Annotated in this window: 24 protein-coding genes; 17 read left to right on the forward strand and 7 right to left on the reverse strand. The window is 72.5% G+C overall.

Translation table 11 applies throughout. The features are described from left to right. The first annotated feature begins 44 nt into the window (after positions 1 to 44). From ACFFKU_RS03535 to purL, 6 genes are all read left to right on the forward strand, one after another. Positions 45 to 1,235: a (S)-ureidoglycine--glyoxylate transaminase gene (locus ACFFKU_RS03535; protein WP_380136110.1), complete on the forward strand. Its 1,191-nt coding sequence runs from the start codon at positions 45 to 47 to the stop codon at positions 1,233 to 1,235. Beyond that, entirely contained in the window at positions 1,232 to 2,491 is a 1,260-nt protein-coding gene (locus tag ACFFKU_RS03540; RefSeq protein ID WP_380135694.1) for an allantoate amidohydrolase, read from the forward strand. Before ACFFKU_RS03535 ends, ACFFKU_RS03540 begins: the two co-directional genes overlap by 4 nt. 2 nt (positions 2,492 to 2,493) lie before the next feature. Further along, a complete protein-coding gene (locus tag ACFFKU_RS03545) occupies positions 2,494 to 3,333 on the forward strand; it encodes a MurR/RpiR family transcriptional regulator (RefSeq protein ID WP_380135696.1) in 840 nt (279 codons plus the stop codon). An 81-nt stretch (positions 3,334 to 3,414) separates the two neighbouring features. Further along, on the forward strand, positions 3,415 to 3,672 hold the full coding sequence (purS, locus tag ACFFKU_RS03550; protein ID WP_380135699.1) for a phosphoribosylformylglycinamidine synthase subunit PurS: 258 nt from the start codon (positions 3,415 to 3,417) through the stop codon (positions 3,670 to 3,672). Next, entirely contained in the window at positions 3,669 to 4,346 is a 678-nt protein-coding gene (gene purQ / locus ACFFKU_RS03555; RefSeq protein WP_380135701.1) for a phosphoribosylformylglycinamidine synthase subunit PurQ, read from the forward strand. The genes purS and purQ overlap by 4 nt, the downstream gene beginning before the upstream one ends. Then, positions 4,343 to 6,667 carry a phosphoribosylformylglycinamidine synthase subunit PurL gene (purL, locus tag ACFFKU_RS03560; RefSeq protein WP_380135704.1) on the forward strand — a complete coding sequence of 775 codons (2,325 nt, stop codon included), beginning with the start codon at positions 4,343 to 4,345 and terminating at the stop codon, positions 6,665 to 6,667. Before purQ ends, purL begins: the two co-directional genes overlap by 4 nt. A gap of 75 nt (positions 6,668 to 6,742) precedes the next feature. On the opposite strand, the gene ACFFKU_RS03565 is transcribed toward purL, so the two are convergent. Further along, entirely contained in the window at positions 6,743 to 8,137 is a 1,395-nt protein-coding gene (locus tag ACFFKU_RS03565; RefSeq protein WP_380135706.1) for a GntP family permease, read from the reverse strand. Beyond that, positions 8,134 to 8,682, reverse strand: coding sequence for a gluconokinase (locus ACFFKU_RS03570; protein ID WP_380135708.1), 549 nt, complete (start codon positions 8,680 to 8,682; stop codon positions 8,134 to 8,136). Before ACFFKU_RS03570 ends, ACFFKU_RS03565 begins: the two co-directional genes overlap by 4 nt. A 147-nt stretch (positions 8,683 to 8,829) precedes the next feature. On the opposite strand from ACFFKU_RS03570, the gene ACFFKU_RS03575 reads away from it, so the two are divergent. Both ACFFKU_RS03575 and ACFFKU_RS03580 read left to right on the forward strand, forming a co-directional pair. Continuing rightward, entirely contained in the window at positions 8,830 to 9,543 is a 714-nt protein-coding gene (locus ACFFKU_RS03575) for a FadR/GntR family transcriptional regulator (protein ID WP_380135711.1), read from the forward strand. A gap of 34 nt (positions 9,544 to 9,577) precedes the next feature. Continuing rightward, a complete protein-coding gene (locus tag ACFFKU_RS03580; protein ID WP_380135714.1) occupies positions 9,578 to 11,179 on the forward strand; it encodes a gamma-glutamyltransferase in 1,602 nt (533 codons plus the stop codon). Here the strand turns inward: ACFFKU_RS03580 and ACFFKU_RS03585 are convergent. From ACFFKU_RS03585 to ACFFKU_RS03595, 3 genes are read right to left on the reverse strand one after another with little or no spacing between them, the layout of a single operon-like run. Further along, positions 11,161 to 11,655, reverse strand: coding sequence for a GNAT family N-acetyltransferase (locus ACFFKU_RS03585; protein ID WP_380135717.1), 495 nt, complete (start codon positions 11,653 to 11,655; stop codon positions 11,161 to 11,163). The genes ACFFKU_RS03580 and ACFFKU_RS03585 overlap by 19 nt on opposite strands. Before the next feature lie 13 nt (positions 11,656 to 11,668). Next, the gene (locus tag ACFFKU_RS03590; RefSeq protein ID WP_380135719.1) at positions 11,669 to 12,688 is read right to left on the reverse strand and encodes a Gfo/Idh/MocA family protein; all 1,020 of its coding nucleotides are present in this window, start codon (positions 12,686 to 12,688) and stop codon (positions 11,669 to 11,671) included. Between the two features lie 59 nt (positions 12,689 to 12,747). After that, the gene (locus ACFFKU_RS03595) at positions 12,748 to 13,485 is read right to left on the reverse strand and encodes a GntR family transcriptional regulator (RefSeq protein ID WP_380135722.1); all 738 of its coding nucleotides are present in this window, start codon (positions 13,483 to 13,485) and stop codon (positions 12,748 to 12,750) included. A gap of 237 nt (positions 13,486 to 13,722) precedes the next feature. On the opposite strand from ACFFKU_RS03595, the gene iolC reads away from it, so the two are divergent. The 8 genes from iolC to ACFFKU_RS03635 all read left to right on the forward strand — a co-directional run bounded on the left by iolC (position 13,723) and on the right by ACFFKU_RS03635 (position 22,959). Beyond that, a complete protein-coding gene (gene iolC, locus ACFFKU_RS03600; protein WP_380136111.1) occupies positions 13,723 to 14,652 on the forward strand; it encodes a 5-dehydro-2-deoxygluconokinase in 930 nt (309 codons plus the stop codon). Further along, positions 14,645 to 15,538, forward strand: a complete 894-nt coding sequence (locus tag ACFFKU_RS03605) for a Cgl0159 family (beta/alpha)8-fold protein (RefSeq protein ID WP_380135725.1) — start codon at positions 14,645 to 14,647, stop codon at positions 15,536 to 15,538. Before iolC ends, ACFFKU_RS03605 begins: the two co-directional genes overlap by 8 nt. A 38-nt stretch (positions 15,539 to 15,576) precedes the next feature. Further along, complete coding sequence (gene iolB / locus ACFFKU_RS03610) at positions 15,577 to 16,476, forward strand: 5-deoxy-glucuronate isomerase (RefSeq protein ID WP_380135727.1); 900 nt, start codon at positions 15,577 to 15,579, stop codon at positions 16,474 to 16,476. A gap of 40 nt (positions 16,477 to 16,516) precedes the next feature. After that, positions 16,517 to 18,451: a 3D-(3,5/4)-trihydroxycyclohexane-1,2-dione acylhydrolase (decyclizing) gene (iolD, locus tag ACFFKU_RS03615; RefSeq protein ID WP_380135730.1), complete on the forward strand. Its 1,935-nt coding sequence runs from the start codon at positions 16,517 to 16,519 to the stop codon at positions 18,449 to 18,451. A gap of 493 nt (positions 18,452 to 18,944) precedes the next feature. Next, complete coding sequence (locus tag ACFFKU_RS03620) at positions 18,945 to 19,928, forward strand: ABC transporter permease (RefSeq protein ID WP_380136112.1); 984 nt, start codon at positions 18,945 to 18,947, stop codon at positions 19,926 to 19,928. A gap of 14 nt (positions 19,929 to 19,942) precedes the next feature. After that, positions 19,943 to 20,797 carry an ATP-binding cassette domain-containing protein gene (locus tag ACFFKU_RS03625; RefSeq protein WP_380136113.1) on the forward strand — a complete coding sequence of 285 codons (855 nt, stop codon included), beginning with the start codon at positions 19,943 to 19,945 and terminating at the stop codon, positions 20,795 to 20,797. A 4-nt stretch (positions 20,798 to 20,801) separates the two neighbouring features. Beyond that, positions 20,802 to 21,821, forward strand: coding sequence for a Gfo/Idh/MocA family protein (locus ACFFKU_RS03630; RefSeq protein WP_380135733.1), 1,020 nt, complete (start codon positions 20,802 to 20,804; stop codon positions 21,819 to 21,821). 130 nt (positions 21,822 to 21,951) lie between these two features. Further along, on the forward strand, positions 21,952 to 22,959 hold the full coding sequence (locus ACFFKU_RS03635; RefSeq protein ID WP_380135735.1) for a substrate-binding domain-containing protein: 1,008 nt from the start codon (positions 21,952 to 21,954) through the stop codon (positions 22,957 to 22,959). 76 nt (positions 22,960 to 23,035) lie between these two features. Here ACFFKU_RS03635 and ACFFKU_RS03640 read toward each other — a convergent pair whose 3' ends face one another. Beyond that, positions 23,036 to 24,076 (reverse strand): FAD-dependent monooxygenase, encoded by a 1,041-nt coding sequence (locus ACFFKU_RS03640; protein WP_380135738.1) that lies wholly within the window; start codon positions 24,074 to 24,076, stop codon positions 23,036 to 23,038. A gap of 17 nt (positions 24,077 to 24,093) precedes the next feature. On the opposite strand from ACFFKU_RS03640, the gene ACFFKU_RS03645 reads away from it, so the two are divergent. Then, entirely contained in the window at positions 24,094 to 25,110 is a 1,017-nt protein-coding gene (locus ACFFKU_RS03645) for a DUF2332 domain-containing protein (RefSeq protein WP_380135740.1), read from the forward strand. Positions 25,111 to 25,286: 176 nt separating this feature from the next. Here the strand turns inward: ACFFKU_RS03645 and ACFFKU_RS03650 are convergent, their stop codons facing one another. Then, a complete protein-coding gene (locus ACFFKU_RS03650; protein ID WP_380135742.1) occupies positions 25,287 to 26,285 on the reverse strand; it encodes a sugar phosphate isomerase/epimerase family protein in 999 nt (332 codons plus the stop codon). Positions 26,286 to 26,315 lie beyond the last annotated feature (30 nt).

Here is a 26,315-nt window from a genome sequence, read left to right on the forward strand (position 1 = left end):
AGCGGTCCGTCCTCGCCCCGTTGTCGCCGCCGCCGCGCCTGCTCATGGGCCCCGGGCCGATCACGGTCGACCCCCGGGTCCTGGCCGCGATGTCGACGCAGCTCGTGGGCCAGTACGACCCCGTGATGACGGGCTGGATGAACGAGACGATGGCCCTCTACCGCGAGGTGTTCCGCACGGACAACCGGCAGACGTTCCTGGTGGACGGGACGTCGCGCGCGGGGATCGAGGCGGCCCTGGTGTCCCTCGTGAAGCCGGGCCAGCGGGTGCTCGTGCCCGTGTTCGGTCGGTTCGGGCACCTGCTGCGCGAGATCGCCGAGCGCTGCGGGGCCGAGGTCCACGTGCGCGAGGTCCCCTGGGGCGAGGTGTTCACGCCCGAGCAGATCGAGGACGCCGTGCGCGAGGTCCGCCCGGCCGTCGTCGCTATGGTCCAGGGCGACACCTCCACGACCATGAACCAGCCGCTGGAGGGGATCGGGGAGGTCTGCCACCGCCACGGCGCGCTGCTCTACGTCGACTGCACCGCCTCCATCGCCGGGAACACCTTCGAGGTCGACGCCTGGGGCGTCGACGCGGCCACCGCGGGGTTGCAGAAGTGCCTCGGCGGGCCGTCAGGAAGCTCTCCGATCACGCTGTCACCCGCGGCGGTCGCGGTGATCGACGGGCGGCGCGCCATCGAGGCGGGGCTGCGTCCCGACCCGGACGCCGACGAGGACGAGGCGGACCTCCCCGACCGCATCCGCTCGAACTACTTCGACCTGGCGATGGTCATGGACTACTGGTCGGAGAAGCGGCTCAACCACCACACCGAGGCGGCCACCATGCTCTACTGCGCGCGCGAGTGCGCCCGGCTCCTGCTGGAGGAGGGTGTGGACGTCGCCGTGGAACGTCACCGTCTGCACGGGGCCGCCATGCTCGCCGGGGTGCAGGCCCTGGGCCTGACCGTGTTCGGCGACGTCGCGCACAAGATGAACAACGTCGTGGCCGTCCGGATCCCCGAGGGGATCGACGGCGAGGCGGTGCGGTCCATCCTGCTGCACGAGTGGAACATCGAGATCGGTACCTCCTTCGGCCCGCTGGCCGGCAAGGTCTGGCGGATCGGCACCATGGGCTACAACGCCCGCCGCGACGCGGTGCTCGTCACGCTCGCGGCGCTGGAGAGCGTGCTGCGGCAGTTCGGGGTCGCGGTGGAACCGGGTGGCGGGGTGACGGCGGCCCAGGAGGTCTACCGGTGAGCGCGACCCCTGCCGCGCAGACGCTCGTCGACGCGCGTCGGGTCATGGACCGGTGCGACGCCCTGGCCCGGGTCAGCGCCTCCGCCACGGCGCTGCAGCGGTTCCACCTCACCCCCGAGCACGACCGGGTGAACCAGCTCGCGGCGCGGTGGATGGTCGAGGCGGGGCTGCGGACCTGGCGCGACCAGGCCGGGAACCAGTGGGGGCGGCTGGAGGGCCGGGAACCGGGATTGCCGGCGCTGGTGCTCGGTTCGCACCTGGACACGGTGTCCGACGCAGGCCGCTACGACGGGATGCTGGGGGTGCTCTCGGCCGTCGAGGTGGTGCGGCGCATCCGGTCCCGGGGAGTTGCGCTGCCGTTCGCGCTCGAGGTCGTGGCCTTCGGCGACGAGGAGGGCGCCCGGTTCGGGACGGCGCTGCTGGGGTCGTTCGCGGTGGCCGGGCTCTGGCGCGAGGAGTTCTGGTCGCGCACCGACGAGGCCGGGGTCAGCGTCGCCCAGGCCCACGAGTCGTTCGGTCTGCGCCCCGAGCGCATCGCCGAGGCCGCCCGCCGTCCGGAGGAGCTGGTGGGCTACCTGGAGCTGCACATCGAGCAGGGCCCCTACCTGGAACGCGCCGACCGCCCGCTGGGGCTGGTCACGTCCATCGCCGGGGCCCGGCGGTTCACGGGCCGGGTGGTGGGGGAGGCCCGGCACGCCGGGGGGACCCCGTACGCCTCGCGCCGCGACGCACTGGTCGGGGCGGCCGACATCGTCCTCGCGGCCGAGCGGATCGCGGTCGAGACCGGGGGGATCGCCACCGTCGGCCGGTTGCAGGCCTACCCGGGCGCGGTGAACGTCGTCCCGGGTCTGGTGGAGTTCACCCTCGACACGAGGGCCGAGCTCGACAGCACCCGCGACGACCTCCTGGCCAGGCTGCTCGAGCACGGCCGGCAGTTCTGCGCCGAGCGCGACATGACGTTCGAGCTGACCGAGACCCACCGCGCCGACGCCTCGTTCTTCGCCGGTGATCTGATGGAGAGCGTGCAGACGGGAATCGGTCGGGCGACCGGCGACACGGATCCGCTGCGCCTGTGGAGCCGGGCGGGTCACGACGCCATGGCGCTGTCGGCGGTCACCGACGTCGGCATGCTCTTCGTCCGCTGCCACGACGGGATCAGCCACCATCCGGGGGAGTCGGTCCTCCTGGAGGACGTCGCCCGCGGCCTCGACGCCTTCGAGACCACCGTGCTCGAGGTCGCCCGGCGGCGGTCCTGATGGTGAGGGTCGACCTGTCGCTGCCCGGCCGCGTCGAGGCGGTCTACGCCGACCTCGGCCCGGCCGAACGGCACATCGCCGACCTGCTGCTGCAGGACCCGCTCGGGCTCGCCACCACCACCACCACGGAGCTCGCCGCGGGGTCGGGGTCCTCCAAGGCGACGGTCAGCCGGTTCTTCCGCCGGCTGGGCTTCGACTCCTTCGCCGAGGCCCGGGCCAGCGTGCGCGACCTGCGCACCTCGGGGGTCCCGATCGGTTCCCGGTCCGGCCGGGACGGGCTGTGGGCCCGGCACCGGGCCGCGGAGGAGCGCAACCTGCGACGGACGGCCGAGGCCGTGCCGGAGGAGCTGCTGGCGGCCGTGGGGGCGGTCGTCGCCGACGCCCGGGACGTCCTGGTGCTGGGCTTCCGCAACTCCTACCCGGTGGCCCTGCACCTGCGGGAGCAGCTCGTCCAGGCCCGTCCCCGGGTCCAGCTCGCGCCGCTGCCGGGGCAGAGCCTGGCCGAGGAGCTCGCCGCGCTCGGTCCCGGCGACGTCGCCCTGACGGTGGGCTTCCGCCGCCGCCCGGCCGCGTTCGGGGAGGTGGTCCGGGCGTGCGCCGGCACGGGGGCCGACGTCGTGCTGCTCGCCGACCCGGGGGTGCGGCGTCTGCGCCTGCCCGTCACCCACCGCCTCGAGGTCCCGGTCGACGGCGTGGGGGCCTTCGACAGCTACGCCGCCGCCCACACCGTCGTCTGCCTGCTGGCCGAGGCCGTGCTGGAGCGCCGGGGGGCGGCCGGACGCGAGCGGGTCCTGCGCCTCGCGGCCCGGGCCGAGGAGCTGGGGGAGCTCGAGGCCCGCTGACGTCCAGGGGGGCGGGCCGCGCCCGGTAACCTGACCCTGCTGGAACTCCCGCCCGCCCCCCTCTTCGAAGGAGCGCCGCGCATGGGTCGCGTCGTCATCGACGTCATGCCGAAACCCGAGATCCTCGACCCCCAGGGCAAGGCCGTCGTCGGCGCCCTGCCGCGGCTGGGCTTCGACGCCTTCGTCGGCGTCCGCCAGGGCAAGCGGTTCGAGCTCGAGGTCGAGGGGGAGGTGACCCCCGAGGTGCTGGACCAGGCCCGCGCCGCGGCCGAGAAGCTGCTGTCCAACCCCGTGATCGAGGACGTCGTCTCCGTCCGGGCCGCCGAGGCCCAGGCGTGAGGGTCGGGGTCGTCACCTTCCCGGGTTCCCTCGACGACGGCGACGCGCGCCGCGCGGTGCGCCTGGCCGGGGCCGAGCCGGTCGCCCTCTGGCACGCCGACGCCGACCTGCACGGGGTCGACGCGGTCGTCCTGCCCGGCGGCTTCTCCTACGGCGACTACCTGCGCTGCGGCGCCATCGCCCGGTTCGCCCCCGTGATGATTGAGGTCGTCGCCGGCGCCGAGCGGGGGATGCCGGTCCTCGGCATCTGCAACGGGTTCCAGGTGCTCTGCGAGTCGCACCTGCTGCCCGGCGCCCTGGTCCGCAACGACCACCAGAAGTTCGTCTGCAAGGACCAGCGGTTGCGGGTCGAGAACGCGTCGACCGCCTGGACCTCGCAGTTCGCCGCGGGGGACGAGATCGTCGTGCCGCTGAAGAACGGTGAGGGCGGTTTCGTCGCCGACACCGAGACGCTCGACCGCCTCGAGGGCGAGGGGCGCGTCGTCTTCCGCTACCTCGACGGCAACCCCAACGGCTCGCTGCGCGACATCGCGGGCATCACCAACGAACGTGGGAACGTCGTGGGGCTGATGCCCCACCCGGAGCACGCCGTCGAGGAGCTGTTCGGCCCCGGCCTGGACGGTCTCGGCCTGTTCACCTCCGTGCTGAGCGCCGGACTGGAGGCCCTCCGATGAGCACGACCACCCCCACCTCGCTCGACACCGTCGAGCGGGCGGTGCAGACCCCCGAGCAGGAGCAGCCCTGGGCCGAGCTCGGCCTGAAGGCCGACGAGTACCAGCGCATCCGCGAGATCCTCGGCCGCCGCCCGACCGGCGCCGAACTCGCGATGTACTCGGTGATGTGGAGCGAGCACTGCTCCTACAAGAGTTCCAAGGTCCACCTGCGCACGTTCGGGAACCACCTCACCGAGGAGATGAAGCAGCACCTGATGGTCGGCATCGGCGAGAACGCCGGCGTCGTCGACATCGGGAACGGGTGGGCCGTCACCTTCAAGGTGGAGAGCCACAACCACCCCTCCTACATCGAGCCCTACCAGGGGGCGGCGACCGGTGTCGGCGGGATCATCCGCGACATCATGGCGATGGGCGCGCGTCCGATCGCGGTCATGGACTCGTTGCGCTTCGGGGCGATCGACCACCCCGACACCGCCCGTGTGGTCCCGGGCGTGGTGTCCGGCGTCGGTGGGTACGGCAACTGCATCGGCCTGCCCAACATCGGCGGGGAGGTCGTGTTCGACCCCTCCTACCAGGGCAACCCGCTCGTCAACGCGCTCTGCGTGGGCGCGCTCAAGCACGAGGACCTGCACCTGGCCAACGCCCGCGGGGTGGGGAACCTCGTGGTGCTGTTCGGCGCCCGCACCGGCGGCGACGGCATCGGCGGGGTCTCGGTCCTGGCCAGCGAGACGTTCGACGACGAGGGCCCGACCAAGCGTCCGGCCGTGCAGGTGGGGGACCCGTTCGCGGAGAAGATCCTCATCGAGTGCTGCCTGGAACTGTTCCACGCGGGCCTCGTCGAAGGGATCCAGGACCTCGGCGGCGCCGGGTTGTCCTGCGCCACCAGCGAACTCGCCTCGGCCGGGGACGGCGGGATGCTCGTCCACCTGGACCGCGTCCCGTTGCGCGACCCCTCGCTGCGGGCCGAGGAGATCCTCATGAGCGAGTCGCAGGAACGCATGATGGCGGTCGTCACCCCGGCCAACATCGACGCGTTCCTCGCGGTGACGGCCAAGTGGGACGTCGAGACCGCGGTGCTCGGCGAGGTCACCGACGGCGAGCACCTCGTCGTGCAGTGGCACGGGGAGACCGTCGTGGACGTCCCCCCGCGCACGGTGGCCCACGACGGCCCGGTCTACCAGCGCCCGTTCGCCCGACCGGAGTCCCAGGACGCCCTGCAGGCCGACGTCCCGACCGCGCAGCGGCTGGCCCGACCCGACGGGGCCGACGCCCTGCGCGCCACCCTGCTGCGGATGGTCGCGAGCCCGAACCTCTGCTCGCGGGCGTGGGTCACCGACCAGTACGACCGCTACGTCATGGGCGGCACCGCGCTCGCCACCCCGGACGACGCCGGCGTGGTCCGCGTCGACGAGGAGACCGGTCTGGGGGTGGCGCTCAGCCTCGACGGCAACGGTCGCTACACCAAGCTCGACCCGCGCACGGGGGCCCAGCTCTCCCTGGCCGAGGCGTACCGCAACGTGGCCGCGGCCGGGGCGAAACCCCTCGCCGTCACCGACTGCCTGAACTTCGGCTCGCCCGAGGACTCCGGGGTCATGTGGCAGTTCGCCGAGGCCGTCCAGGGCCTGGCCGTGGCCTGCGAGCAGCTCGGGGTCCCGGTCACCGGGGGCAACGTCTCCCTCTACAACCAGACGGGTGACCGCGGTCTGGACTCGGCGGTGCTCCCCACCCCGGTCATCGGGGTCCTCGGGGTGCTGGACGACGTCACCCGGCGCACCCCGTCGGGATGGCGGGAGTCCGGGCAGAACATCTACCTGCTCGGGACCACGGCCGAGGAGTTCGGCGGCTCGGAGTGGGCCTGGGCCGAGCACGGTCACCTCGGCGGGCTCCCGCCGAAGCTGGACCTGGAGCGCGAGAAGCTGCTGGCCGACATCCTGGTCCAGAGTTCGCGCGACGGTCTGGTCGACGCCGCTCACGACCTCTCCGACGGCGGTCTGGCCCAGGGGCTGGTCGAGTCGGGTCTGCGCTTCGGTGTCGGTGCCCGGGTGTGGCTCGGTGAGCTGTGCGACCGTGACGGCGTCGACGTGTTCACCGCGCTGTTCGCCGAGTCGGCCGGCCGCGCGATCGTCAGCGTCCCGCGCGAGGAGGAGGTGCGGTTCACCGACATGTGCACCGCCCGCGGCCTGCCGCACGTCCGCATCGGGGTCACCGACGACGCGGCCGGGGGACCGGCCCAGCTGGAGGTCCAGGAGCTGTTCTCGGTGCCGCTGGACGAGCTGCGCGCGGCGCACACCGCGACCCTGCCGCGGCACTTTGCCCACTGAGCGGGCCGCAGCGACGACGAACCCCCGTCGGATCCTCGGATCCGGCGGGGGTTCGTCGTGCGGCGGGGATCCGGGTCAGAGCACCAGCGAGAGCAGCAGGACGCAGACCAGCGAGACCACGGACAGGACGGTCTCCATCAGCGACCACGTCTTGAACGTCTGCCCCACGGTCATCCCGAAGAACTCTTTGACCAACCAGAACCCCGCGTCGTTCACGTGGGACAGGAACACCGACCCGGCCCCGATCGCCAGGACCAGCAGCGCGGTGTGGGTGTCGGTCAGGCCGCCGGCCAGCGGGACCATGATCCCCGCCGCGGTCGTCGTGGCCACGGTCGCGGAACCGGTGGCCAGGCGGATGAGGACCGCGACCAGCCATCCGGCGACGAGGGTCGGGATGCCGGCCTGCGTGATGCCGTCGGCGATCACGTCACCGATGCCGGAGAGCACCAGGGTCTCCTTGAACCCGCCACCCGCCCCGACGATGAGCAGGATCCCGGCGATCGGGCCGAACGACGATCCGACCCGGTCGCCGATCGCGGAGCGGTCCAGGCCCAGCTGCGAGCCGAGGACGACGAGGGCCAGCAGGGTGGTGATGAGCAGCGCCACCAGGGGGGTCCCGACGAACACCAGGGCCTGCCCGAGCCCGGACTCCTCGAAACCGAGGGTCTCCGCCAGGGTGCGGGCGAGCATGAGGGCGACGGGCAGCAGCACGACGACGAGGGAGATCCCCACCCCGGGCCGACGCGTTCCCGGGGCCAGCTCCGGGCCACGGTCGAAGGTGTCCGGCGCCGGGATCGGCACCCACCGGCGCATCGGGATCGCCAGCAGCGGACCGGACACGATCACGGTCGGGATCGCGACCAGCAGCCCCAGGCCGAGGGTGAGGCCGAGGTTCGCCCCGAGGGCCTCGATGGCGATGAGCGGGCCGGGGTGCGGCGGGACCAGGGCGTGCAGGGCCGAGAGCCCGGCCAGCGCCGGGATGCCGAGGGCGATGACGGGCAGCCGGGCGCGGCGCGCGGCGATCATCACGACGGGGATGAGGATGACGACCCCGACCTCGAAGAACAGCGGGATGCCGATGACGAACGCGACGAGCGCCAGGGCCCACGGCAGCCACCGCGTCGGGGTGCGGGCCAGGACGAAGTCGACGATCGCGTCGGCCCCGCCCGAGGCGATGAGGAACGTCCCGATGACGGCGCCGAGGGCGACGAGCAGCCCGACCCCGGACATGGTCTTGCCGAAACCGGAGGTGAAGGCGTCGAACGACTCCAGCAGCGGCAGTCCCGAGACCAGCGCCATCGTGACCGACCCGAGGGTCAGGGCCAGGAACGGGTGGATCTTCAGCCAGCTGATGAGCACGACGATGGCCGCGATGCCGAGGACGGCGGCGACGACGAGCTGTCCGGTCCCGGCCGTCGGGGCGACCACGTCGGCGCTCGCGAGGGCCGCGGGGGCCAGGGTGGGGATCACCGGGTGCTCCTGCTCGGGGTCGGGGTGAGGGCGAAGCGGTCGAGGACCGCGGTCGCCAGGTCGTCGGGGGTGGCGCCGATGTCGAGCGTGGCACCGTCCTCGTCGTCCGCCAGCGGTTCCAGCGTCGAGAACTGCGATGGCAGCAGCGCGGGCGGCATGAAGTGCCCGGTGCGCCCGGCCATCCGCTCGGCCACGAGGTCGCGCGACCCGGAGAGGTGCACGAAGACGACGCGCCCGCCGGCCTGCCGCAGGGCGTCGCGGTAGCGCCGGCGCAGGGCCGAGCAGGTCAGCACGGTCGTGTCCCCGGCCGCGTGCCGGTCGTCCATCCAGGTGCGGATCGACGCGAGCCAGGGTTCCCGGTCGTCGTCGTCGAGCGGGGTGCCCGCCGCCATCTTGGCGACGTTGGCGGCGGGGTGGAACTCGTCGGCCTCGGCGACGGTCCAGCCGAGGCGCTCGGCGAGGACCCCGGCGAGCGTGGTCTTCCCCGAGCCGGCCACCCCCATCAGGACGAGGTGGTCCGGTGAATGGTCCCTGTGGTGCGTCATCGCTGACCCTCCGAGTTCCGACAGCCGTGTCGAGGGGCGGGTGCCCCGGTCGGGTCGAGGGTGACACAAAGGAAGTATCTTTGACAAGCATTGAGATGACCTTTGCCGTCCGGAGGCGGCCCCGGGTGGGCCGGTAGCCTCGGCGGGATGAACCTCGAACCCGCGCCCGTGCTGCACACGGGCGTCGCCGAGGTGCTCGGTCGGGAGATCGTCGACGGTGTCGTCCCGCCCGGTTCGGCGTTGACCCTGGAATCGCTGCAGGAGCGGTTCGGGGTGTCCAGAACCGTTGCCCGCGAGGTGGTCCGAGCCCTCGAGGCGATGGGTCTGGTGAGTTCCAAGCGCCGGGTCGGCATCCTGGTGCGGCCGGTGCAGGACTGGGACGTGCTCGACCCCACGGTGATCACCTGGCGGCTCCTCGGACCCGGTCGGGCGGCCCAGCTGCGGTCGTTGACCGAGCTCCGGGCCGCGGTCGAGCCGTTCGCGGCGGGGTGGGCCGCCCGCCGCGCGAGCGAGGAGGTGCGCGCGTCCTTCGTCCCCCTCGCGCAGGAGATGCGCGCGCTGGGGGAGGCGGGGCGGCTGCACGAGTTCCTGGCCCTCGACCAGGAGTTCCACGACCGCCTGCTCCGGGCCTCGGGGAACGAGATGTTCGCCGCGCTCACCGACGCCGTCGCCGCCGTGCTCGCCGGGCGCACCGGGTTGGGACTCATGCCGCCGCAGCCCGTGCCCGAGGCGTTGGACGCCCACGAGGCCGTGGCCCGGGCCATCGCCGCGGGCGACCCCGCGGGAGCGGAGGCGGCGATGGGTCGCATCACCAGCGAGGTGCGGGCCGCGTTCTCCCACCTCGCCGCGACCTCGGACTGAGTGCTCGCGCGTCATCGGTGCCACCATGGCGCGCATGACCGTCGTGCGGACCCTCGCCGGTGAGGACGTCCCCCTCGTCGCGCCGGGGTGCGCCGTGGCCGGGCCGAACCTCGCGAGCGCGGAGGCCGGCGAGGAGCTGGCCGAGGCGGGCGGCAACGCCGTCGACTGCGCTCTCGCCGCCATCGTGGCCGCGCTGGTCAGCGAGCCCGGCATCGCCTCCCTGGGCGGTGGCGCGTTCGTCACCGTGACCGGCCCGGGCATCGAGCCCGTCACCGTCGACGGCTCCGTGGCCATGCCGGGGCTCGGCCTGCCGCCCGAGGCGTTCGGGCACGGTCTCGATCCCGTGCACCTGCCCGGTTACGGGGACACCCGCACCGAGGTCGGCCCCGGTTCGGTCGCGACCCCGGGGACGCTGCGGGCCCTGGAGCTCGCCTCGCACCGCTTCGGGCGGCTCCCGTTCGCGTCCGTCCTGCGCCCCGCGGCCCGCATCGCCCGCGAGGGGTTCACCTTCGGGCGGGCGGCCGACTACTACCTCGGGCACGCCCGGGAGTCGATCTTCGAGCGCGACCCGGCGGTCCGCGCGGTCCTCACGGGGGAGGACGGGCCGGCGGCCGCCGGCGACCGGCTGCGCCTGCCGGAGCTGGGGGACTTCCTGGACGAGGTGGCCCGGGAGGGGTCCCGGGTCCTGCACGAGGGGGAGGTGGCCGTCCGGCTGGTCGAGGGGCTGCGGGCCGGCGGCGGGATCCTGACCCTGGAGGACCTGAGCGCGTACACGCCGGTCCTCCGGCCCGCCCTGCGCATCCGCACCGGGGGGTGGGAGTGGGCGACGAACCCCCCGCCCTCGGTGGGCGGGACCATGCTCGCGGCGATGCTGCTGCTGGCCGACGGGGTGGACCGGGACGCCGGCTGGGACGACCGGGACCTCGTCGCGGTCGAACGGGCCGTCCTGGCCCGGCGGATCCCCGAGCTGGACCTCGCCCGGGACCGGACCGCGGCCGCGCAGGCCCTCATCGACGACATCGCCGCGCACGGCCCGGAGTGGCTGCACACCTCGCCCTCGACCGTTCACGTGTCGGCGGTGGACAGCGACGGGACGGCCTGCGCGGTCACCGCCTCCAGCGGCTACGGCTGCGGACTCGCCGTGCCCGGCACCGGGATCTGGTTGAACAACTGCCTGGGCGAGCGGGAACTGAACCGGCGCGGGGTGCACGCGCTCGCCCCGGGGGAACGCCTGGTCTCGAACATGACCCCGACGGTCGGGCGGCGCGCGGACGGGACCGTCCTGGCGATCGGCAGCCCGGGCGCCGACCGGATCGCCACGGCGGTCTTCCAGACGTTGCTGGCCCTGGGGTCCGGGGCCGACCTCGACGCCGCGATCGGCCGCCCCCGGGTGCACGTGACCTGCACCGAGGACGGAACCCCGCAGTTCCTGGAGGCGGAGGCCGACGTGAGCCTGGCTCCCGAGGACGCCGACGGTCTGCCGGTCCGGCGGCACGCCCCGCACTCGATGTTCTTCGGCGGCGTCGCCGCGGCGCGCCGCGGTCCCGACGGGAGGATCGGTGCGGCCGCCGACCCGCGCCGCGAGGGGGCCGTGGCGGTCGCCGGTCCGGGCGGGGTTCAGAACTCCCCGACGTAGCAGAGCATCCGGTCGGTCCGTCCGGCCTCGACGTTCACGAAACCGTGCCTCTCGTAGAAGCGTCGGGCGTCCACGTCGACCTCGTCGACGTTGATCTGCATCTCCGGCCCACCCCGTCGGCGCAACTCCTCGACGGCCCGGACCAGCAGCGCGGAACCGGAACCGGCCCCGCGCCGGTCCGGGGCCACCCACAGTTCCTCCAGCTGGGCGATCGGCCCGTCGGAGTAGGGCGTGGGCCGGAAGGTCAGGAACGCGAAACCGTGCGGGTCGTCGCGGCCGTCCGGACCTTGAGGATCGGCCGGTCCGGTGGCCAGCAGGACGAGCACGTCGTCCCGCTCCAGCAGGACACCGAACCGACGGCCGAACTCCGCGGCCGTCGGGCCCGGGGTGTCGAACTCGTCGTCGAACCGGCGCAGCAGCCGTCCCACCACCTCGCCCTGGAGCGGGGTGGCCGGGACGACCACGACGCCGGTCACGTCCGGGGGTCCCTCAGGACAGGTCGACCGCGATCGCACGACCCTCGGCCGCCGAGCGGGTCGCGGCATCGGCCAGCAGCAGCGCGGCGCGTCCGTCCTCGAAGTCCGGGGAACCCGCGTCCTCGCCGCGGACGGTGGCGACGAAGGCGGCCAGTTCCAGCGAGTACGCGGCCTTGTAGCGCTCGAGGAAGAACCGCTGGAACGGCGACCCGGCGCTGGCCAGGGTCTGGGTCGAGGCACGGACGATGTCGTCGGCGACGTTGTCCACCTGGAGCAGACCGTCGGGTCCGAAGGCCTCCAGCCGCTGGTCGTAACCGTAGGCGCTGTGCCGGGAGTTGGTGATGACGACCGACTCGCCGCCGGCCGCGCGCATGGTCACGACCGCCGCGTCGTAGTCGCCGTGGCTCTTGATGACGTCGGAGAACTGCGAGAACCCGACCGCGGTGACCTCGACGATGTCGGGCAGGAAGGCCCGGGCCATGTCGAAGTCGTGGATGGTCATGTCCCGGAAGATGCCGCCGGACACGGCGATGTACTCACCGGGGGCGGGCTCGGGGTCGCGGCTGGTGATGGCCAGGTGCTCCAGGCGACCGATCTCACCGGCCCGCACCCGGGCGCGCAGCGCGGCGAAGTGCGGGTCGAAACGGCGGTTGAAACCCAGGACGACCGGGGTGGAGGAGGCCCGGACCTTGTCGCGCACCGCGTCGACGCGCGTGATGTCGAGGTCGATCGGCTTCTCGCAGAGCACCGGGACGCCGGCCTCGACGCACGCCTCGATGAGGTCGACGTGGGTGGGGGTCGGGGAGGCGACGATGACCGCGTCCACGTCGTCGGCGGCGATGGCGGCCAACGGGTCGGAGGTGGCCCGCCCGCCGTAGACGCCGACGGTCCGTTCGGCACCCTCGACGAAGGTGTCGCACGCCACCTGCAGGACGGCGTCGGGCGAGGCGGCGACGCTCGCCGCGTGGACCTGGCCGATCCGGCCGGTGCCGAGCAGGGCGAAGCGCAGCGGGGTGGGGCTGGGCAGGGTCATGGGTCGTTCCTCGGGTGTCCGGTTCCGATGGGGAGGGCAGGGCTGCGCGGCGGAGCCGCTCAGCGATCGACGAGGGTGACCTCGAAGGCGTAGTGGCTGGCCCGGTAGACGTGCCGGCCGAACTCGACGACCCGGCCCGAGTCGTCGTGGGTGGTGCGCTCGGCGGTCAGCAGGGGGGAGGCCCGCCGTTCACCCAGCAGGGTGCACTCCTCGGCGGTGCCGCGCCGGGCGCCGATGCGCTGGCGGGCCACCCGCATCCCGACCCCCCGCGAGCGGAGCATCTGGTAGAGCCCGCGCTCCTCCAGCTGCTCGGCGGTGATGTCCACGAAGGGTTCCGGCAGCCAGTTCTCCATGATGGCCAGCGGCTCGTCCTGGGAGTAGCGCAACCGGCGCACGTGCAGCACGCGGGCGCCCGCCGAGAGGGCCAGCACGGCCGCGACCTCGTCGCTGGCGCTGAGGACCTCGTGCTGCAGGACGCGCGTGGTCGGGGCCTGGCCGTGGCTGGAGAGGTCGTCGTGCAGGCTGGTCAGCTCGACGGGCCGGGTCACCTGGCCGTGCACGACCTGCGTCCCGACGCCGCGCTTGCGCACCAGCAACCCCTTGTCGACCAGGGACTGGATGGCGCGGCGCATGGTCGGGCGGGACAGGCCCAGGCGGTCGGCCAGGTGGATCTCGTTGTCCAGGCGCGAGCCCGGGGGTAGCTTGCCCTCCTCGATGGCGACCTCGATCTGCCGGGCGACCTGGAAGTACAGGGGCACGGGGCTGGAGCGGTCCAGATCCACGAAGAGGTCGCTCACGAGAGGCTCCGGATTCTCAGGGGGTGGCGTCGCGACGGTGCGGTGCCGAGCCCTCATCGTACCCACTCGACGTGCTCACGTCAGTATGGCTATTTGTCCTGACATACTCTTGACACACGCCCGGATCGGGGGCAGTCTCGACCACGTTCCGCGCCGACGCGGCCGGGACCCCGTGCCCGGTCGCGACGACCCAGGAGGACTTTCGTGGATACCCGAGCCGCGTTCGACGTGGTGACGATGGGCAGGGTCGGTGTCGACCTGTACCCGTTGCAGGACAACGTCGGTCTCGAAGACGTCGAGACCTTCGGCAAGTACCTCGGGGGGAGCGCGACCAACGTCGCCGTCGCCGCCGCCCGGCACGGGCGCTCGTCGGCCGTGATCACCCGGACGGGCAACGACGCCTTCGGCACCTTCGTGCACAAGGCGCTCAAGGAGTTCAACGTCTCGGACGAGTTCGTGAGCGGCGTCGAGGGCCTCAACACCCCCCTCGCCTTCTGCGAGATGTACCCGCCGGACCACTTCCCGCTGCTCTTCTACCGGTTGCCCTCCGCGCCGGACCTGCAGATCCGGGCCGACGAGCTGGACCTGGACGCCATCCGCGACGCCGGGGTGTTCTGGTCCACCGTCACCGGGCTGTCCGAGGAACCCAGCCGCAGCGCCCACCACACGGCGCTCGAGGCCCGGGCCCGCCGCCCGCTCACGGTCCTCGACCTCGACTACCGGCCGATGTTCTGGTCGGACCCGGCCACCGCGACCGCCGAGGTGCGCCGCGTGCTGCCCCAGGTGACCGTCGCCGTCGGCAACAAGGAGGAGTGCGAGATCGCCGTCGGCGAGACCGAACCCCGCCGGGCCGCCGAGGCGCTGCTCGACGCCGGCGTCGAGATCGCGATCGTCAAGCAGGGGCCCAAGGGCGTCCTGGGGATGACCCGCGACACCGTGGTCGAGGTCCCGCCCACGCCCGTCTCGGTCATCAACGGCCTGGGCGCCGGGGACGGTTTCGGTGGCGCCCTCTGCCACGGGCTGCTGTCCGGCTGGGACCTGGAGACCATCCTCCGTTTCGCCAACGCGGCCGGGGCGATCGTCGCCACCCGCCGCGAGTGCTCCACCGCCATGCCGACGACCGACGAGGTCGAGGCCCTGCTCGAGGAGGTCGCGTCCCGTGGTTGAGACGTCCCTGCCGGCGGCGGACTACGCCGCCGTCTCCGAGATCCGGGCCCGTCGGCCCGAACTCGTCGCCGAGGCCCTCGGGGCCCGTCGCCGCCGCGAGCTGCTCGGCCAGGACGGCCGCCTCATGCTCGTGGCCGCCGACCACCCGGCCCGCGGGGCGAACGGGGTGGGCAACCGCCCCATGGCGATGGCCAGTCGGGTCGAGCTGCTGGACCGTCTGCAGACCGCCCTGGCCGTCCCCGGCGTGGACGGGCTGCTGGGCAGCGCCGACATCATCGAGGACCTGGCCCTCCTCGGCGCGCTCGACGACAAGGTCGTGATCGGGTCGATGAACCGCGGTGGGCTGCAGGGCGCGAGCTTCGAGCTCGACGACCGGTTCACCGGTTACGACGCGCGCTCCATCGCCGAGTCCCACCTCGACGGCGGGAAGTTCCTGACGCGCATCGCGCTGGACGACGACGGGACCCTGCCGACGCTCACCGCGTCGGCCGACGCCATCAGCGAACTGGCCGAGCGCCGCCTCATGGCGATGATCGAACCGTTCTGGTCCTCGCGCGGCCGCGACGGCCGGGTCAGCCACGACCTCAGCCCCGAGGGCGTCATCAAGTCGATCAACGTGGCCCAGGCGCTCGGTCGGACCACGGCCTACACCTGGCTGAAGATCCCGGTGGTGGACGACATGGAGCGGGTCATGGAGTCGACCACGCTGCCGACGCTGCTGCTCGGTGGCGACCCGACCACCTCGCCCGAGGAGACGTTCGCGACGTGGAGCAAGGCCCTGGCCCTGCCCGCGGTCCGCGGCCTCGTCGTGGGTCGTACGCTGCTCTACCCGCCGGACGACGACGTGGCCGGGGCCGTGCGCACCGCGGTGTCCCTCGTCCGCTGAACCACCTGCTGCACCGTCGACCCATGAGGAGATCCGCCGTGGCGGAACAGTTGTACGTCCCGGCCGGCAGCGCCGCCGGGGAGGGTTTCGACCTGGTGGTGACCCCGGAGTCGGCGGGGTGGGGGTTCTCGTCGCTGCGCGTCCTGACCCTTCCGGCCGGCGGCTCGCACACCTTCGCGACGGGGGAGGACGAGCTGATCGTGCTGCCCCTGCAGGGGGCGGCCGAGGTCGAGGTCGAGGGTGAGACGTTCGCCCTGACCGGGCGGACCTCGGTGTTCGACGGGGTCAGCGACTTCGCCTACGTGGGTCGTGACTCGACCCTGACCGTCCGCAGCCGCGAGGGGGCCACGCTCTCCTTCCCGGCGGCGCGGGCCACCCGGCGACTGCCGTTCCGCTACGGGCCGGCCGCCGGGGTCCCGGTGGAGCTGCGCGGGGCGGGGCAGTGCAGCCGCCAGGTGAACAACTTCGCGACCCCGGCCGCCTTCGAGACCGACAAGCTCATCGCCTGCGAGGTCATCACCCCCGGCGGGAACTGGTCGAGCTACCCGCCGCACCGCCACGACCGCACCAGCGAGGTCGAGTCGGACCTCGAAGAGGTCTACTACTTCGAGTTCCGGGCCCGGGCGCCCGAGGGCACCCCCCTCGTCCCGGGCGGCGTCGGGTACCAGCGGGTCTACGGGGAGCAGGAGCGCCCGATCGACGTCCTGGAGGAGGTCTCCTCCGGGGACGCGATCCTGATCCCGCACGGATGGCACGGCCCCTCGATCGCCTCGCCGGCCTACGACATGTACTACCTCAACGTCATGGCCGGCCCCGAGGCGGAGCGGGCCTGGAAGATCTGCGACGACCCCGCCCACGGGTGGGTCCGCAGCACCTGGGAGGAGCAGTCCGTCGACCCGCGCCTGCCCTTCTACTCCGCCCCCGAGCCCACCGCCTGAGAACCGCCGTCCACGGTCTGACCCGATCGGAGCCGATCGCATGAGTGCCATCCCCAACCCCGCCCAGCGGACCGTCCGGCTGACGGTCTCGCAGGCCGTCGTCCGGTTCCTCTCGGCGCAGTTCAGCGAGCGCGACGGGGAACGGCAGCCGTTCTTCGGCGGTGTCCTCGGCATCTTCGGCCACGGGAACGTGGCCGGAATCGGTCAGGCGCTCCTGGAGGCGGAGCTCGGGGCCGAGGTGGGCGACGGGTGGACCCCGCCGGCCGCGCTGCCCTACATCACCGGTCGCAACGAGCAGGCCATGGTGCACACCGCGGTCGGGTACGCGCGGCAGGCCGACCGGTTGCAGACCCTGGCCGTCACGGCGTCCGTGGGCCCGGGTTCCTCCAACATGCTCACCGGTGCGGCCCTGGCCACGATCAACCGCATCCCGGTGCTGCTGCTGCCGAGCGACATCTTCGCCACCCGGGTCTCCTCCCCGGTGCTGCAGGAGCTGGAGCAGGACTACGGCTACGACGTGTCGGTGAACGACGCCTTCCGTCCGCTGTCGCGGTTCTTCGACCGGGTGTGGCGGGCCGAGCAGCTGCCGTCGGCGCTGCTGGGGGCGATGCGGGTCCTCACCGACCCGGCCCAGACGGGGGCGGCGACCATCGCCCTGCCCCAGGACGTGCAGGCCGAGGCCTTCGACTTCCCGGTGGAGCTGTTCGCCGAGCGCACCTGGCGCATCGCGCGACCGGTGCCGGAGAGGGCCGCGATCGCCGAGGCCGTGGAACTCATCCGTTCGGCGAAGACGCCCCTGGTCGTGGCCGGCGGCGGGGTCACCTACTCCCGCGCCGACGCGGCGCTCAAGGAGTTCGTCGAGGCCACCGGCATCCCCGTGGGCCAGTCCCAGGCCGGCAAGGGGACGCTGCCCTACGACCACCCGCTCTGCCTGGGGGCGATCGGGTCCACCGGGACGACCGCGGCCAACGTGATCGCCGCCGAGGCGGACGTCGTCATCGGGATCGGCACGCGCTACTCCGACTTCACGACCGCCTCGCGCACCGCGTTCCAGAACCCCGACGTCCGGTTCGTCAACATCAACGTGGCCTCGCTCGACGCCGTCAAGCACGCCGGTGTCCCCGTGCAGGCCGATGCCCGCGAGGCGTTGGCGGCGTTGACCGCTGCCCTGCAGGGCTTCTCGATGCCCCAGGAGTACCGCGACCGGGCGGCCCGGCTGAACCGCGAGTGGGACGCCGTGGTCGAGAAGTTCTACAACTCCGGAATCGGCGAGCAGACCGGGTTGCTGGCCCAGGCCGAGGTGCTGGGAGCCGTCGACGAGGTCGCGGACGCCCGCGACGTCGTGGTCTGCGCCGCCGGGTCGCTGCCGGGCGACCTGCACTGCATGTGGCGGACCCGGGACCCGAAGGGTTACCACGTCGAGTACGGCTACTCCTGCATGGGCTACGAGATCCCCGGGGGCATCGGCATCAAGATGGCCGCCCCCGACCGGGACGTCTTCGTGACCATCGGCGACGGGTCCTACCTGATGATGCCGACCGAACTGGTCACCGCGGTCCAGGAGGACGTCAAGATCATCGTGGTGCTCCTGCAGAACCACGGGTTCGCCTCCATCGGGGCCCTGTCGGAGTCGCTGGGCTCGCAGCGACTGGGCACGCGCTACCGCCACCGCAACGCGGAGTCGGGCCGTCTGGACGGCGACAAGCTCCCGGTGGACCTGGCCGCCAACGCCGCCAGCCTCGGTGTGCGCGTGGTCCGGGTGGAGACCCGGAAGGAGCTCGTGGCCGCGCTGCAGGAGGCCAAGGCCGCCCCGGACTCCACGGTGGTGCACGTGGAGACCGACCTCTACTCCGAGGCGCCCGACGGGGGCGGCTGGTGGGACGTGCCGGTGTCGGAGGTGTCGCACGTGGAGTCCACCACGAGTGCGCGGACCACCTACGAGCAGCACAAGTCCCGTCAGCGACCCCTCGTCTGACGTCAGGGACCGTCCCCGAAGCAGTCCTCCGACGCACCCGTCCGGCTCGTCCGGGCGGGTGCTTCGGCGTCTGGGGAGCACCTCGTGAACTAACAATCATGTAACGGCCGACGCTCTGACCTGGGCTTCTGCCTCACCCGGCCGGTTCTGAGGGGTCGAAGAGGTGAGTATGTCCAGACAATTGCTTGACGTGGTCCGGGTCACGAGGCAGGCTGTTCGCAACACCCGGCTGCGGCGCCGGGGAGCGGTCGGGTCCCACCCGCCCACCCCCGAACCCGATCGGCCCGGAGGATCAGAACCGGCCTTCTGGCAGGGTCCCGGCGAGCCCGGACCCATGAGAAAGGATCGAGTCGATGACGATTCGCCCGACGTTCCCGGCGGTGGCCCTGTGAGTGTGCAGACGCCGTCCGCCACGCCCAGCGGGAAACCGCCGGCGACGACCCACGCGGGGACCGCGGCCACCAGTGCCGACGACCGTGTCACCACCCGCCCCATCCTGTCGGTGATCCTGTCCCGCCCGGAGATCGGCTCGCTCATCGGGGCGATCGCGCTGTTCGTGCTGTTCCTCAGCGTGGCTCCGGTCATGCGGGGCAGCTCCAGCCTGCTGACCACCCTCTACTCCAGCTCGACCATCGGGATCATGGCGGTGAGCGTCGCGCTGCTGATGATCGGCGGCGAGTTCGACCTCTCCGCAGGTGTCGCGGTCACCACCGCCTCGCTGACCGCGGCGACGACCGCCTACCAGCTCCACCTGAACATCTGGGTGGGTGTCCTGCTGGCCCTGGCGCTGGCCCTCGCGGTCGGCTTCTTCAACGGGTGGCTGTTCTCCCGCACCGGGTTGCCCAGCTTCATCATCACCCTGGGCACGTTCTTCATGCTGACCGGTCTGAACCTCGGCGTCACCAAGGTCCTCTCGGGTGGCGTCTCCTCCCCGCCCATCTCGGACATGGCCGGGTACGACTCGGCCCGGGCGTTCTTCAACTTCGTGCTGCCGATCGGCAACGGGGTCCGCGTCCCGATCATCTTCTGGCTGGTCCTGGTGATCCTGGCGACCTGGATCCTGCTGCGGACCCGGGTCGGCAACTGGATCTTCGCCTCCGGCGGCGACCCGGCCGCGGCCCGCGCCGTCGGTGTGCCGGTGAAATGGACCAAGATCGGCCTCTTCATGGGCGTCGGGTTCACCGCCTGGCTGCTGGGGATGCACAACCTCTTCGCCTTCGCCAACGTCCAGTCGGGCAACGGGGTCGGCAACGAGCTGCTCTACATCGTCGCCGCGGTCGTCGGCGGCTGCCTGATGACCGGTGGGTACGGCTCGGCGATCGGGGCCGCGATCGGCGCCCTCATCTACGGCGTCGTCACCAACGGCATCGTCTACGCCGGGTGGAACGCGGACTGGAACCTGCTGTTCCTGGGCGCGATGCTCGTCATCGCCACCGTCGTGAACCTTGTCGTCAAGAACCAGGCTGCGAAGAGGTGAATGACATGGTCGACATGGGCATGCTCGGAACGACGAACTCCACCACCCCGAACCAGGAGATCCTGCGCCTGGACGACGTGGGCAAGCGCTACGGCAACGTCCACGCCCTGCGCGGGGTGACGCTGTCGGTGCGCCAGGGCGAGATCACCTGCGTCCTGGGGGACAACGGCGCCGGCAAGTCGACGCTGATCAAGATCATCGCCGGGTTGCACTCGCACTCCGACGGGACCTTCACGGTCAACGGCGAGGAGGTGCACTTCAGCTCCCCGCGCGAGTCGCTGGCCCGCGGGATCGCCACGGTGTACCAGGACCTCGCGCTCGTCCCGCTGATGTCCATCTGGCGCAACTTCTTCCTGGGCCAGGAGATCACCCGCGGGTTCGGTCCGTTCAAGCGGCTCGACGTCAAGCGGATGATGGAGATCACCGGCGAGGAGCTCGCCAAGATGGGGATCTCGGTCCCCGACCTGGACCGTCCGGTGGGTGCGCTCTCCGGTGGGCAGCGGCAGTGCATCGCGATCGCCCGGGCAATCTACTTCGGGGCCAAGGTGCTCATCCTCGACGAGCCGACCGCGGCGCTCGGGGTCAAGCAGTCGGGCGTGGTGCTGAAGTACGTCGCCAAGGCGCGCGACGCGGGCCTCGGGGTCATCTTCATCACCCACAACCCGCACCACGCCTACCTCGTCGGCAACCACTTCACGATCCTCAACCGCGGCAACGTCTCCCTGGACTCCACCCGGGCCGACATCACCCTCGACCGGCTCACCAACGAGATGGCGGGCGGTGCGGAGCTCGAGGCCCTGAGCCACGAGCTGAACAACATCCAGGAGACGCCGGAACCGGCCGCCGTCCTCGCCGCGCAGGACAAGTGACCGGATGAGCACCAGTTCCTCCGCCGCTCCCGCGCTGCGGGTCGCGGTGCTCGGGGTCGGGATGATGGGGCAGGACCACGCCCGTCGACTGGCCTCGGTCATCAACCGGGCCGAGCTCGTCGCCGTCAGCGACGTGGACGCGGCGCGGACGGACGCGGTGGCCGCCGAGTTCGGCGTCCGGGCGATCCACGACCCGATGGCGGCCGTGGCCGACCCCGAGGTCGACGCCCTCGTCATCGCCACCCCGGGGTTCACCCACGAGGAACTGGTGCTCGCCGCGTTGGCGGCCGGCAAGCCGGTGCTCTGCGAGAAGCCGCTGACGACGTCACCGGAGAGCTCGCGGCGCATCGTCGAGGCCGAGGCGGCGCTGGGCCGGCAGCTGGTGCAGGTCGGGTTCATGCGTCGGTTCGACGCCGAGTACGTGCAGCTGCGCGGACTCATCGCCTCGGCGGAGCTGGGCCGGCCACTGTTCCTGCACTGCGTCCACCGCAACGCGAGCACCCCGCCGAACTTCAACTCGGCGATGCTCGTGCTGGACTCGGTCGTGCACGAGGTGGACATCGTGCGTTACCTGACCGGCGAGGAGATCGTCGCCGTCCGGGTGCTCGCCCCGCGGTCCACCTCGGCCGCACCGGAGGGCCTGCTCGATCCGCAGTTCGTCATCCTGGAGACCGAGAGCGGGATCCTGGTCGACGTCGAGATCTTCGTGAACACCACGATCGGCTACGAGGTCCGCACGGAACTCGTCGCCGAGCGCGGCACCGCGAGGACCGGTCTCGGGGTCGGGATGGTCACGCAGACGACCGCAGGGTGGGGCGGGCGCATCCCGGCCGACTTCAAGGAGCGGTTCGAGTCGGCCTACGACGTGCAGGTGCAGCGGTGGGTGGACGCCGTGCGCGCCGGCACGATCGACGGTCCCGGGGTCTGGGACGGGTACGCGGCCGCGGCCGTGTGCGCGGCCGGGGTCCGGGCCCAGCAGACCGGGGAACGCGTCGAGATCGCACTCGGGGCCCGGCCCGCCTGAACGGGCCGGCCCCACCACGAACGACCGCACCCCCTCCCGGGGGATCGCGGAAGCAGGGCCGGTAGGACCCGGCCGACCCAGAGTCGCTGCCCGTCGTGGGCAGCACCTGTCGAAGAGGATGGGACACGCAATGTTCAAGAACCGCGGACGCGTCCGGGTCACGGCCGCTCTGTTCGGCGTTCTCGCCCTCGGCATCGCCGGCTGCAGCAGCACCGGTGGGGCCGAGGACACCGGTGGCGACGGAGGCAACACCGGTGGTGGCGTCAGCACCCCCGAGTACAAGGTCGCCCTCATCACCCACGCCGCCGCCGGCGACACGTTCTGGGACATCATCCGCAAGGGTGCCCAGGCCGCGGCGGACAAGGACAACATCGACCTGCAGTACACCAACAACGACGACGCCACCCAGCAGGCGACGCTCATCCAGAACGCGGTCGACGCCAAGGTCGACGCCATCGCCGTGACCGCGCCGAACGCCGACGCGATCCAGGGCGCGCTGGCCAACGCCACCGCCGCGGGCATCCCGATCATCGGCCTCAACGCCGGGTACGGGACCTGGAAGGACCTCGGCATGATCGGCTACTTCGGTCAGGACGAGACCATCGCCGGGACCGCCGCGGGTGAGCGTCTGGCCGAGGACGGCGCCAAGAAGGTCCTCTGCGTCATCCAGGCCCAGGGTCAGAGCCAGCTCGAGGCGCGCTGCGACGGCGTGACCAAGGGCCTCGGCTCCGCCGGCACCGTCGAGCGCATCTACATCAACGGCACGGACTCCTCGGCCAGCGAGACCACCATCACGGCCAAGCTGCAGGAGGACCCCTCCATCGACCACGTGATGACCCTGGGCGCCCAGTTCGGCCTGATCGCCGTGCAGGCCAAGGACACCGCGGGCAGCAGCGCCAAGATCGCCACCTTCGACACCTCGGGCGAGCTCGTCCAGGCCATCAAGGACAAGAAGGTCGAGTGGGCGATCGACCAGCAGCCCTACCTGCAGGGTTACGAGGCCATCGACTCGGCGTGGCTGTACCTGACCAACGCCAACACCATCGGTGGTGGCCAGGCCGTCAACACTGGTCCGGCGTTCATCGACTCCACCAACATCGACGCGGTGTCCGAGTACGCCGCGAAGGGCACCCGCTGACCGTAGGTCCCCTGCACGACGGCGCCCCGTCCTCCGACCGGAGGGCGGGGCGCCGCGCGTTCCCGGGGTGGGCCGGTCAGCGCCCCGGTACCTGCAGCCCGAGGGACCGGCGGACGCGACGGGCGGCGGGGTGGGGGCTGTGGGCGAGGCGCCCGGCGGCCCGGGAGACGAGCTGGACCGTCCGCACGCGGCGATGCCGGGCGGAGCGGTACCGGCGGGTCACGCCGTCGAGACCGTCCGCGAGCGACCGGACGAGGGCCACGGCGTCCTCGATCGCGAAGGCCGCACCCAGCCCGGTGTTCGGGGTCATGGCGTGCGCGGCGTCCCCCAGGAGCAGGACCCGTCCCGTTCCCCAGACCGGTCGGTCAAGCTCGAGCAGGTCGTGCCGCAGCAGCTCCGCCGGGGGGAGCGCCTGCAGCGCACGGACGGCGGCCGCCTCCCGGCCGGGTACCCCGGGCACCGGGCTCAGGTCCGGCGGTCCCGGGTCGACCGGTCGGACCACGAAGACGTAGCTGCGTCCGGCCGTCAGCGGCACGATCCCGACGCGGTCGCGGCCCGTCCAGAGTTCGCTGGCCCGGTCCCCGAACTCGTGGTGGACGATCCCGCGCCAGCACACCTGCCCGGCGGACCGCAGGGGGACGGTCGGGTCGACGGTCCTCCGGACGGTCGAGCGCAGACCGTCGGCCCCGACGACCAGGTCGACCCGGTGCTCGCGCCGGGCCCCCTCCGGACCGGAGACGCAGACGACCCCGGAGCCCTCGGGGTGCAGTCCGGTCAGGGCTTCGCCGAGCCGGACGTCGACCAGACCGTCGAGGCCCTCGGTCAGGTGGGCCGCGAGGTCCGGACGCGTGAGCGCGGACCGTCCACGGACGCCACCGCGACCGCGCCCGTCGGGGCCGGTCAGCTGCAGGACGGGCAGGGCGCGGGCCGCCGGCCGGACGTCGACCCCCGCCGCGGCGAGCGTCCGCAACGACGTGTCGGTGAGGACGAGCCCGGCCCCGGGGGCGCCCCCGCCGGAGGCCCGCTCGAGGAGGGTCACCCGGTGCCCGGCCCGGGCCAGGAGCCTGGCGACGGTCGTGCCGCCGATCCCGGCCCCGGCGACGAGGATGTCGACCACACCCGCACACTAGTGACGTGGATCGTGGGGGTCGTCGACGACCCGGGACGGACACGCAGGAGCTCTACCGGCGTTTCGGCGCGGAGCAGGCGGCGGGTTCCTCACCCACCTACGAACGGTTGGCCGTCGCGGTCGCGGACGACGAACCGCTCCGGCGGCGCCTCGAGGAGGTCGCCGCACCGGCGCGGCAGCCCAACCTGCTGTTCGGTGCCGTCCGTCACCTGGGCGGGCCGGTCGACGACCCCCGCGCGTTCCTCGCCTTCGTGGAGCGGGAGTGGGAGTCGGTCTCGCAGATCCTGCGGACCCGCACCACCCAGACCAACGAAGCGGGTCGGTGCGCGCCCCTGCTCCCCGTCCTGGCCGCGATCCCGGGTCCGCTCGCGCTGCTGGAGGTGGGTGCCTCCGCCGGTCTCTGCCTCTACCCGGACCGCTACTCCTACGTCTACGACCTGTCACCGACGGTGCGGCTGGGTTCCGGCCCGGTCACCCTGGCCTGCCAGGTCCGGCACGCCCACGTCGCCCGCCCGCCGCTCCCGGACCGCCTGCCCGACGTGGTGTGGCGGGCCGGCGTGGACCTGAACCCACTCGATCCTTCCGACCCCGACGACCTCCGGTGGTTGCTGTCCCTCGTCTGGCCGGAGCACGCGGACCGCCGGCGACGTCTGCTCGCCGCGGCGCGACTCGTCGCCGAGGAGCCGTCGCCGGTGGTCGCCGGCGATCTGCTCGCAGCGTTGCCGGAGCTGGTGGCGCGAGCCCGGCGGGAGGCGCCCACCGCCACGGTGGTGGTGTTCCACAGCGCCGTCCTGGCGTACCTGGAACCGGACGACCGGGACCGCTTCACCGGGCTGGTCCACGAGCTCGGGGTGCGGTGGGTGTCGAACGAGGGTTTCCGGGTGCTGCCACGGGTCCGGGACCGGCTCGATCCCGGCATGACCGCGCCCGTGGGCGGTTTCCTCCTCGCCCTCGACGGCCGGCCGGTGGCCTTCACCGACCCGCACGGGCGATGGCTGCACTGGCTGGCGCCGCACCGGTGAGGTGGACCCCCGCGCCTCGGAGAGGGGAACCGAGGCCGAGGAGCTGGGCGGACCCGCCCGACCCAACCCTCCCGTGATCAAGGAATTCCCGGGTGGAATTCCTTGATCACGGGAGGGGTGGGGGGCGCGGTGGGGGAGGGGCAAGGGGTGGGGTGGCACCCCCCGCCCGGATCGACTCAGACGCCGGCGTCGCGCGCGGCGGCGCGCAGCACGCCGGCGGCCACCTCGAGGCCCTCGACCCGACCGAGCGAGACGTCCTCGTGCTCGATGTTCACCAGCATGTCCGGGTCGACCTCGGCCAGCGCCCGCAGGAACTCGGCCCAGAAGGCGGTGTCGTGGCCGCGGCCCAGGGCCACGAAGTCCCAGGCCGAGTCCTTGGGCCACTCGTTGACCCACTCGTCCCCACCCAGGTTCGTGCGGTCCTCGCTCGGGTCGAGGCGGCGGAACCGGTTGTCCAGGACGCCGTAGATCGCGGCGGCGGGGTTGACCCGCACGTCCTTGGCCGCGGCGTGCAGCACCAGGGGGCCGAGGTCGCGGACGACGGCCACCGGGTCCATCTGCTGCCAGAACAGGTGCGAGGCGTCCAGTTCGACGCCGAGGTGGGTGGACCCGGTGCGCTCGACGAGTTCCCGCATGCCCGCCGGGTTGAACACGAGGTTCTGCGGGTGCAGCTCGAGGGCGATCTTCACGTCGAGCTCCCGCCCGAGCGCGTCCAGCTCCGTCCAGAACGGCGTGGCCACCTCCCACTGGTGGTCGAGGACGTCGAGCGCCGCCGAGTTCCACGCGTTGACGACCCAGTTCGGCCGCGTCGCACCGGGTTCCCCACCGGGAAGGCCGGACATGGTCACGACCCGGTGCTGCCCGAGCCGGTGGGCCAGGCGGACGGAACGGCGGACGTCCTCGGCGTGCTTCTCGCCGACGACCGGGTTCGGGTGCAGGGGGTTGCCGTTGCAGTTCAACCCGGCGATCTCGACGCCCGTGCCCTCGAACAGGCCGAGGAAGTCGTCGCGGGCGGTGTCGCTGACGAGGATGTCGTCGAAGGTCGGGATGTGGGTCGCGGGGAGGAAACCGCCGCTGTTCAGTTCGATGCCCTGCAGGCCGAGGCCGGAGATCACCTCGAGGGCCTCGGGCAGGGACCGGTCGTGCAGGATCGCGTTGTAGACGCCGAGTTTCATGACGGGGCTCCGGTTCTCGTGCGGGGGTTC

It is taken from the genome of Kineococcus gynurae (assembly GCF_042433995.1).
GTDB classification, from domain to species: Bacteria; Actinomycetota; Actinomycetes; order Actinomycetales; family Kineococcaceae; genus Kineococcus; species Kineococcus gynurae.

What these genes read in the sequence shown, in the direction of transcription:
- ACFFKU_RS03535 (WP_380136110.1), top strand. Translation starts at nt 45, where the DNA reads ATGGGCCCCGGGCCGATCACGGTCGACCCCCGGGTCCTGGCCGCGATG.
- purS (WP_380135699.1), top strand. Translation starts at nt 3,415, where the DNA reads ATGGGTCGCGTCGTCATCGACGTCATGCCGAAACCCGAGATCCTCGAC.
- purL (WP_380135704.1), top strand. Translation starts at nt 4,343, where the DNA reads ATGAGCACGACCACCCCCACCTCGCTCGACACCGTCGAGCGGGCGGTG.
- ACFFKU_RS03570 (WP_380135708.1), bottom strand. Translation starts at nt 8,682, where the DNA reads ATGACGCACCACAGGGACCATTCACCGGACCACCTCGTCCTGATGGGG.
- ACFFKU_RS03575 (WP_380135711.1), top strand. Translation starts at nt 8,830, where the DNA reads ATGAACCTCGAACCCGCGCCCGTGCTGCACACGGGCGTCGCCGAGGTG.
- ACFFKU_RS03580 (WP_380135714.1), top strand. Translation starts at nt 9,578, where the DNA reads ATGACCGTCGTGCGGACCCTCGCCGGTGAGGACGTCCCCCTCGTCGCG.
- ACFFKU_RS03590 (WP_380135719.1), bottom strand. Translation starts at nt 12,688, where the DNA reads ATGACCCTGCCCAGCCCCACCCCGCTGCGCTTCGCCCTGCTCGGCACC.
- iolC (WP_380136111.1), top strand. Translation starts at nt 13,723, where the DNA reads ATGGGCAGGGTCGGTGTCGACCTGTACCCGTTGCAGGACAACGTCGGT.
- iolD (WP_380135730.1), top strand. Translation starts at nt 16,517, where the DNA reads ATGAGTGCCATCCCCAACCCCGCCCAGCGGACCGTCCGGCTGACGGTC.
- ACFFKU_RS03625 (WP_380136113.1), top strand. Translation starts at nt 19,943, where the DNA reads ATGGGCATGCTCGGAACGACGAACTCCACCACCCCGAACCAGGAGATC.
- ACFFKU_RS03630 (WP_380135733.1), top strand. Translation starts at nt 20,802, where the DNA reads ATGAGCACCAGTTCCTCCGCCGCTCCCGCGCTGCGGGTCGCGGTGCTC.
- ACFFKU_RS03635 (WP_380135735.1), top strand. Translation starts at nt 21,952, where the DNA reads ATGTTCAAGAACCGCGGACGCGTCCGGGTCACGGCCGCTCTGTTCGGC.
- ACFFKU_RS03650 (WP_380135742.1), bottom strand. Translation starts at nt 26,285, where the DNA reads ATGAAACTCGGCGTCTACAACGCGATCCTGCACGACCGGTCCCTGCCC.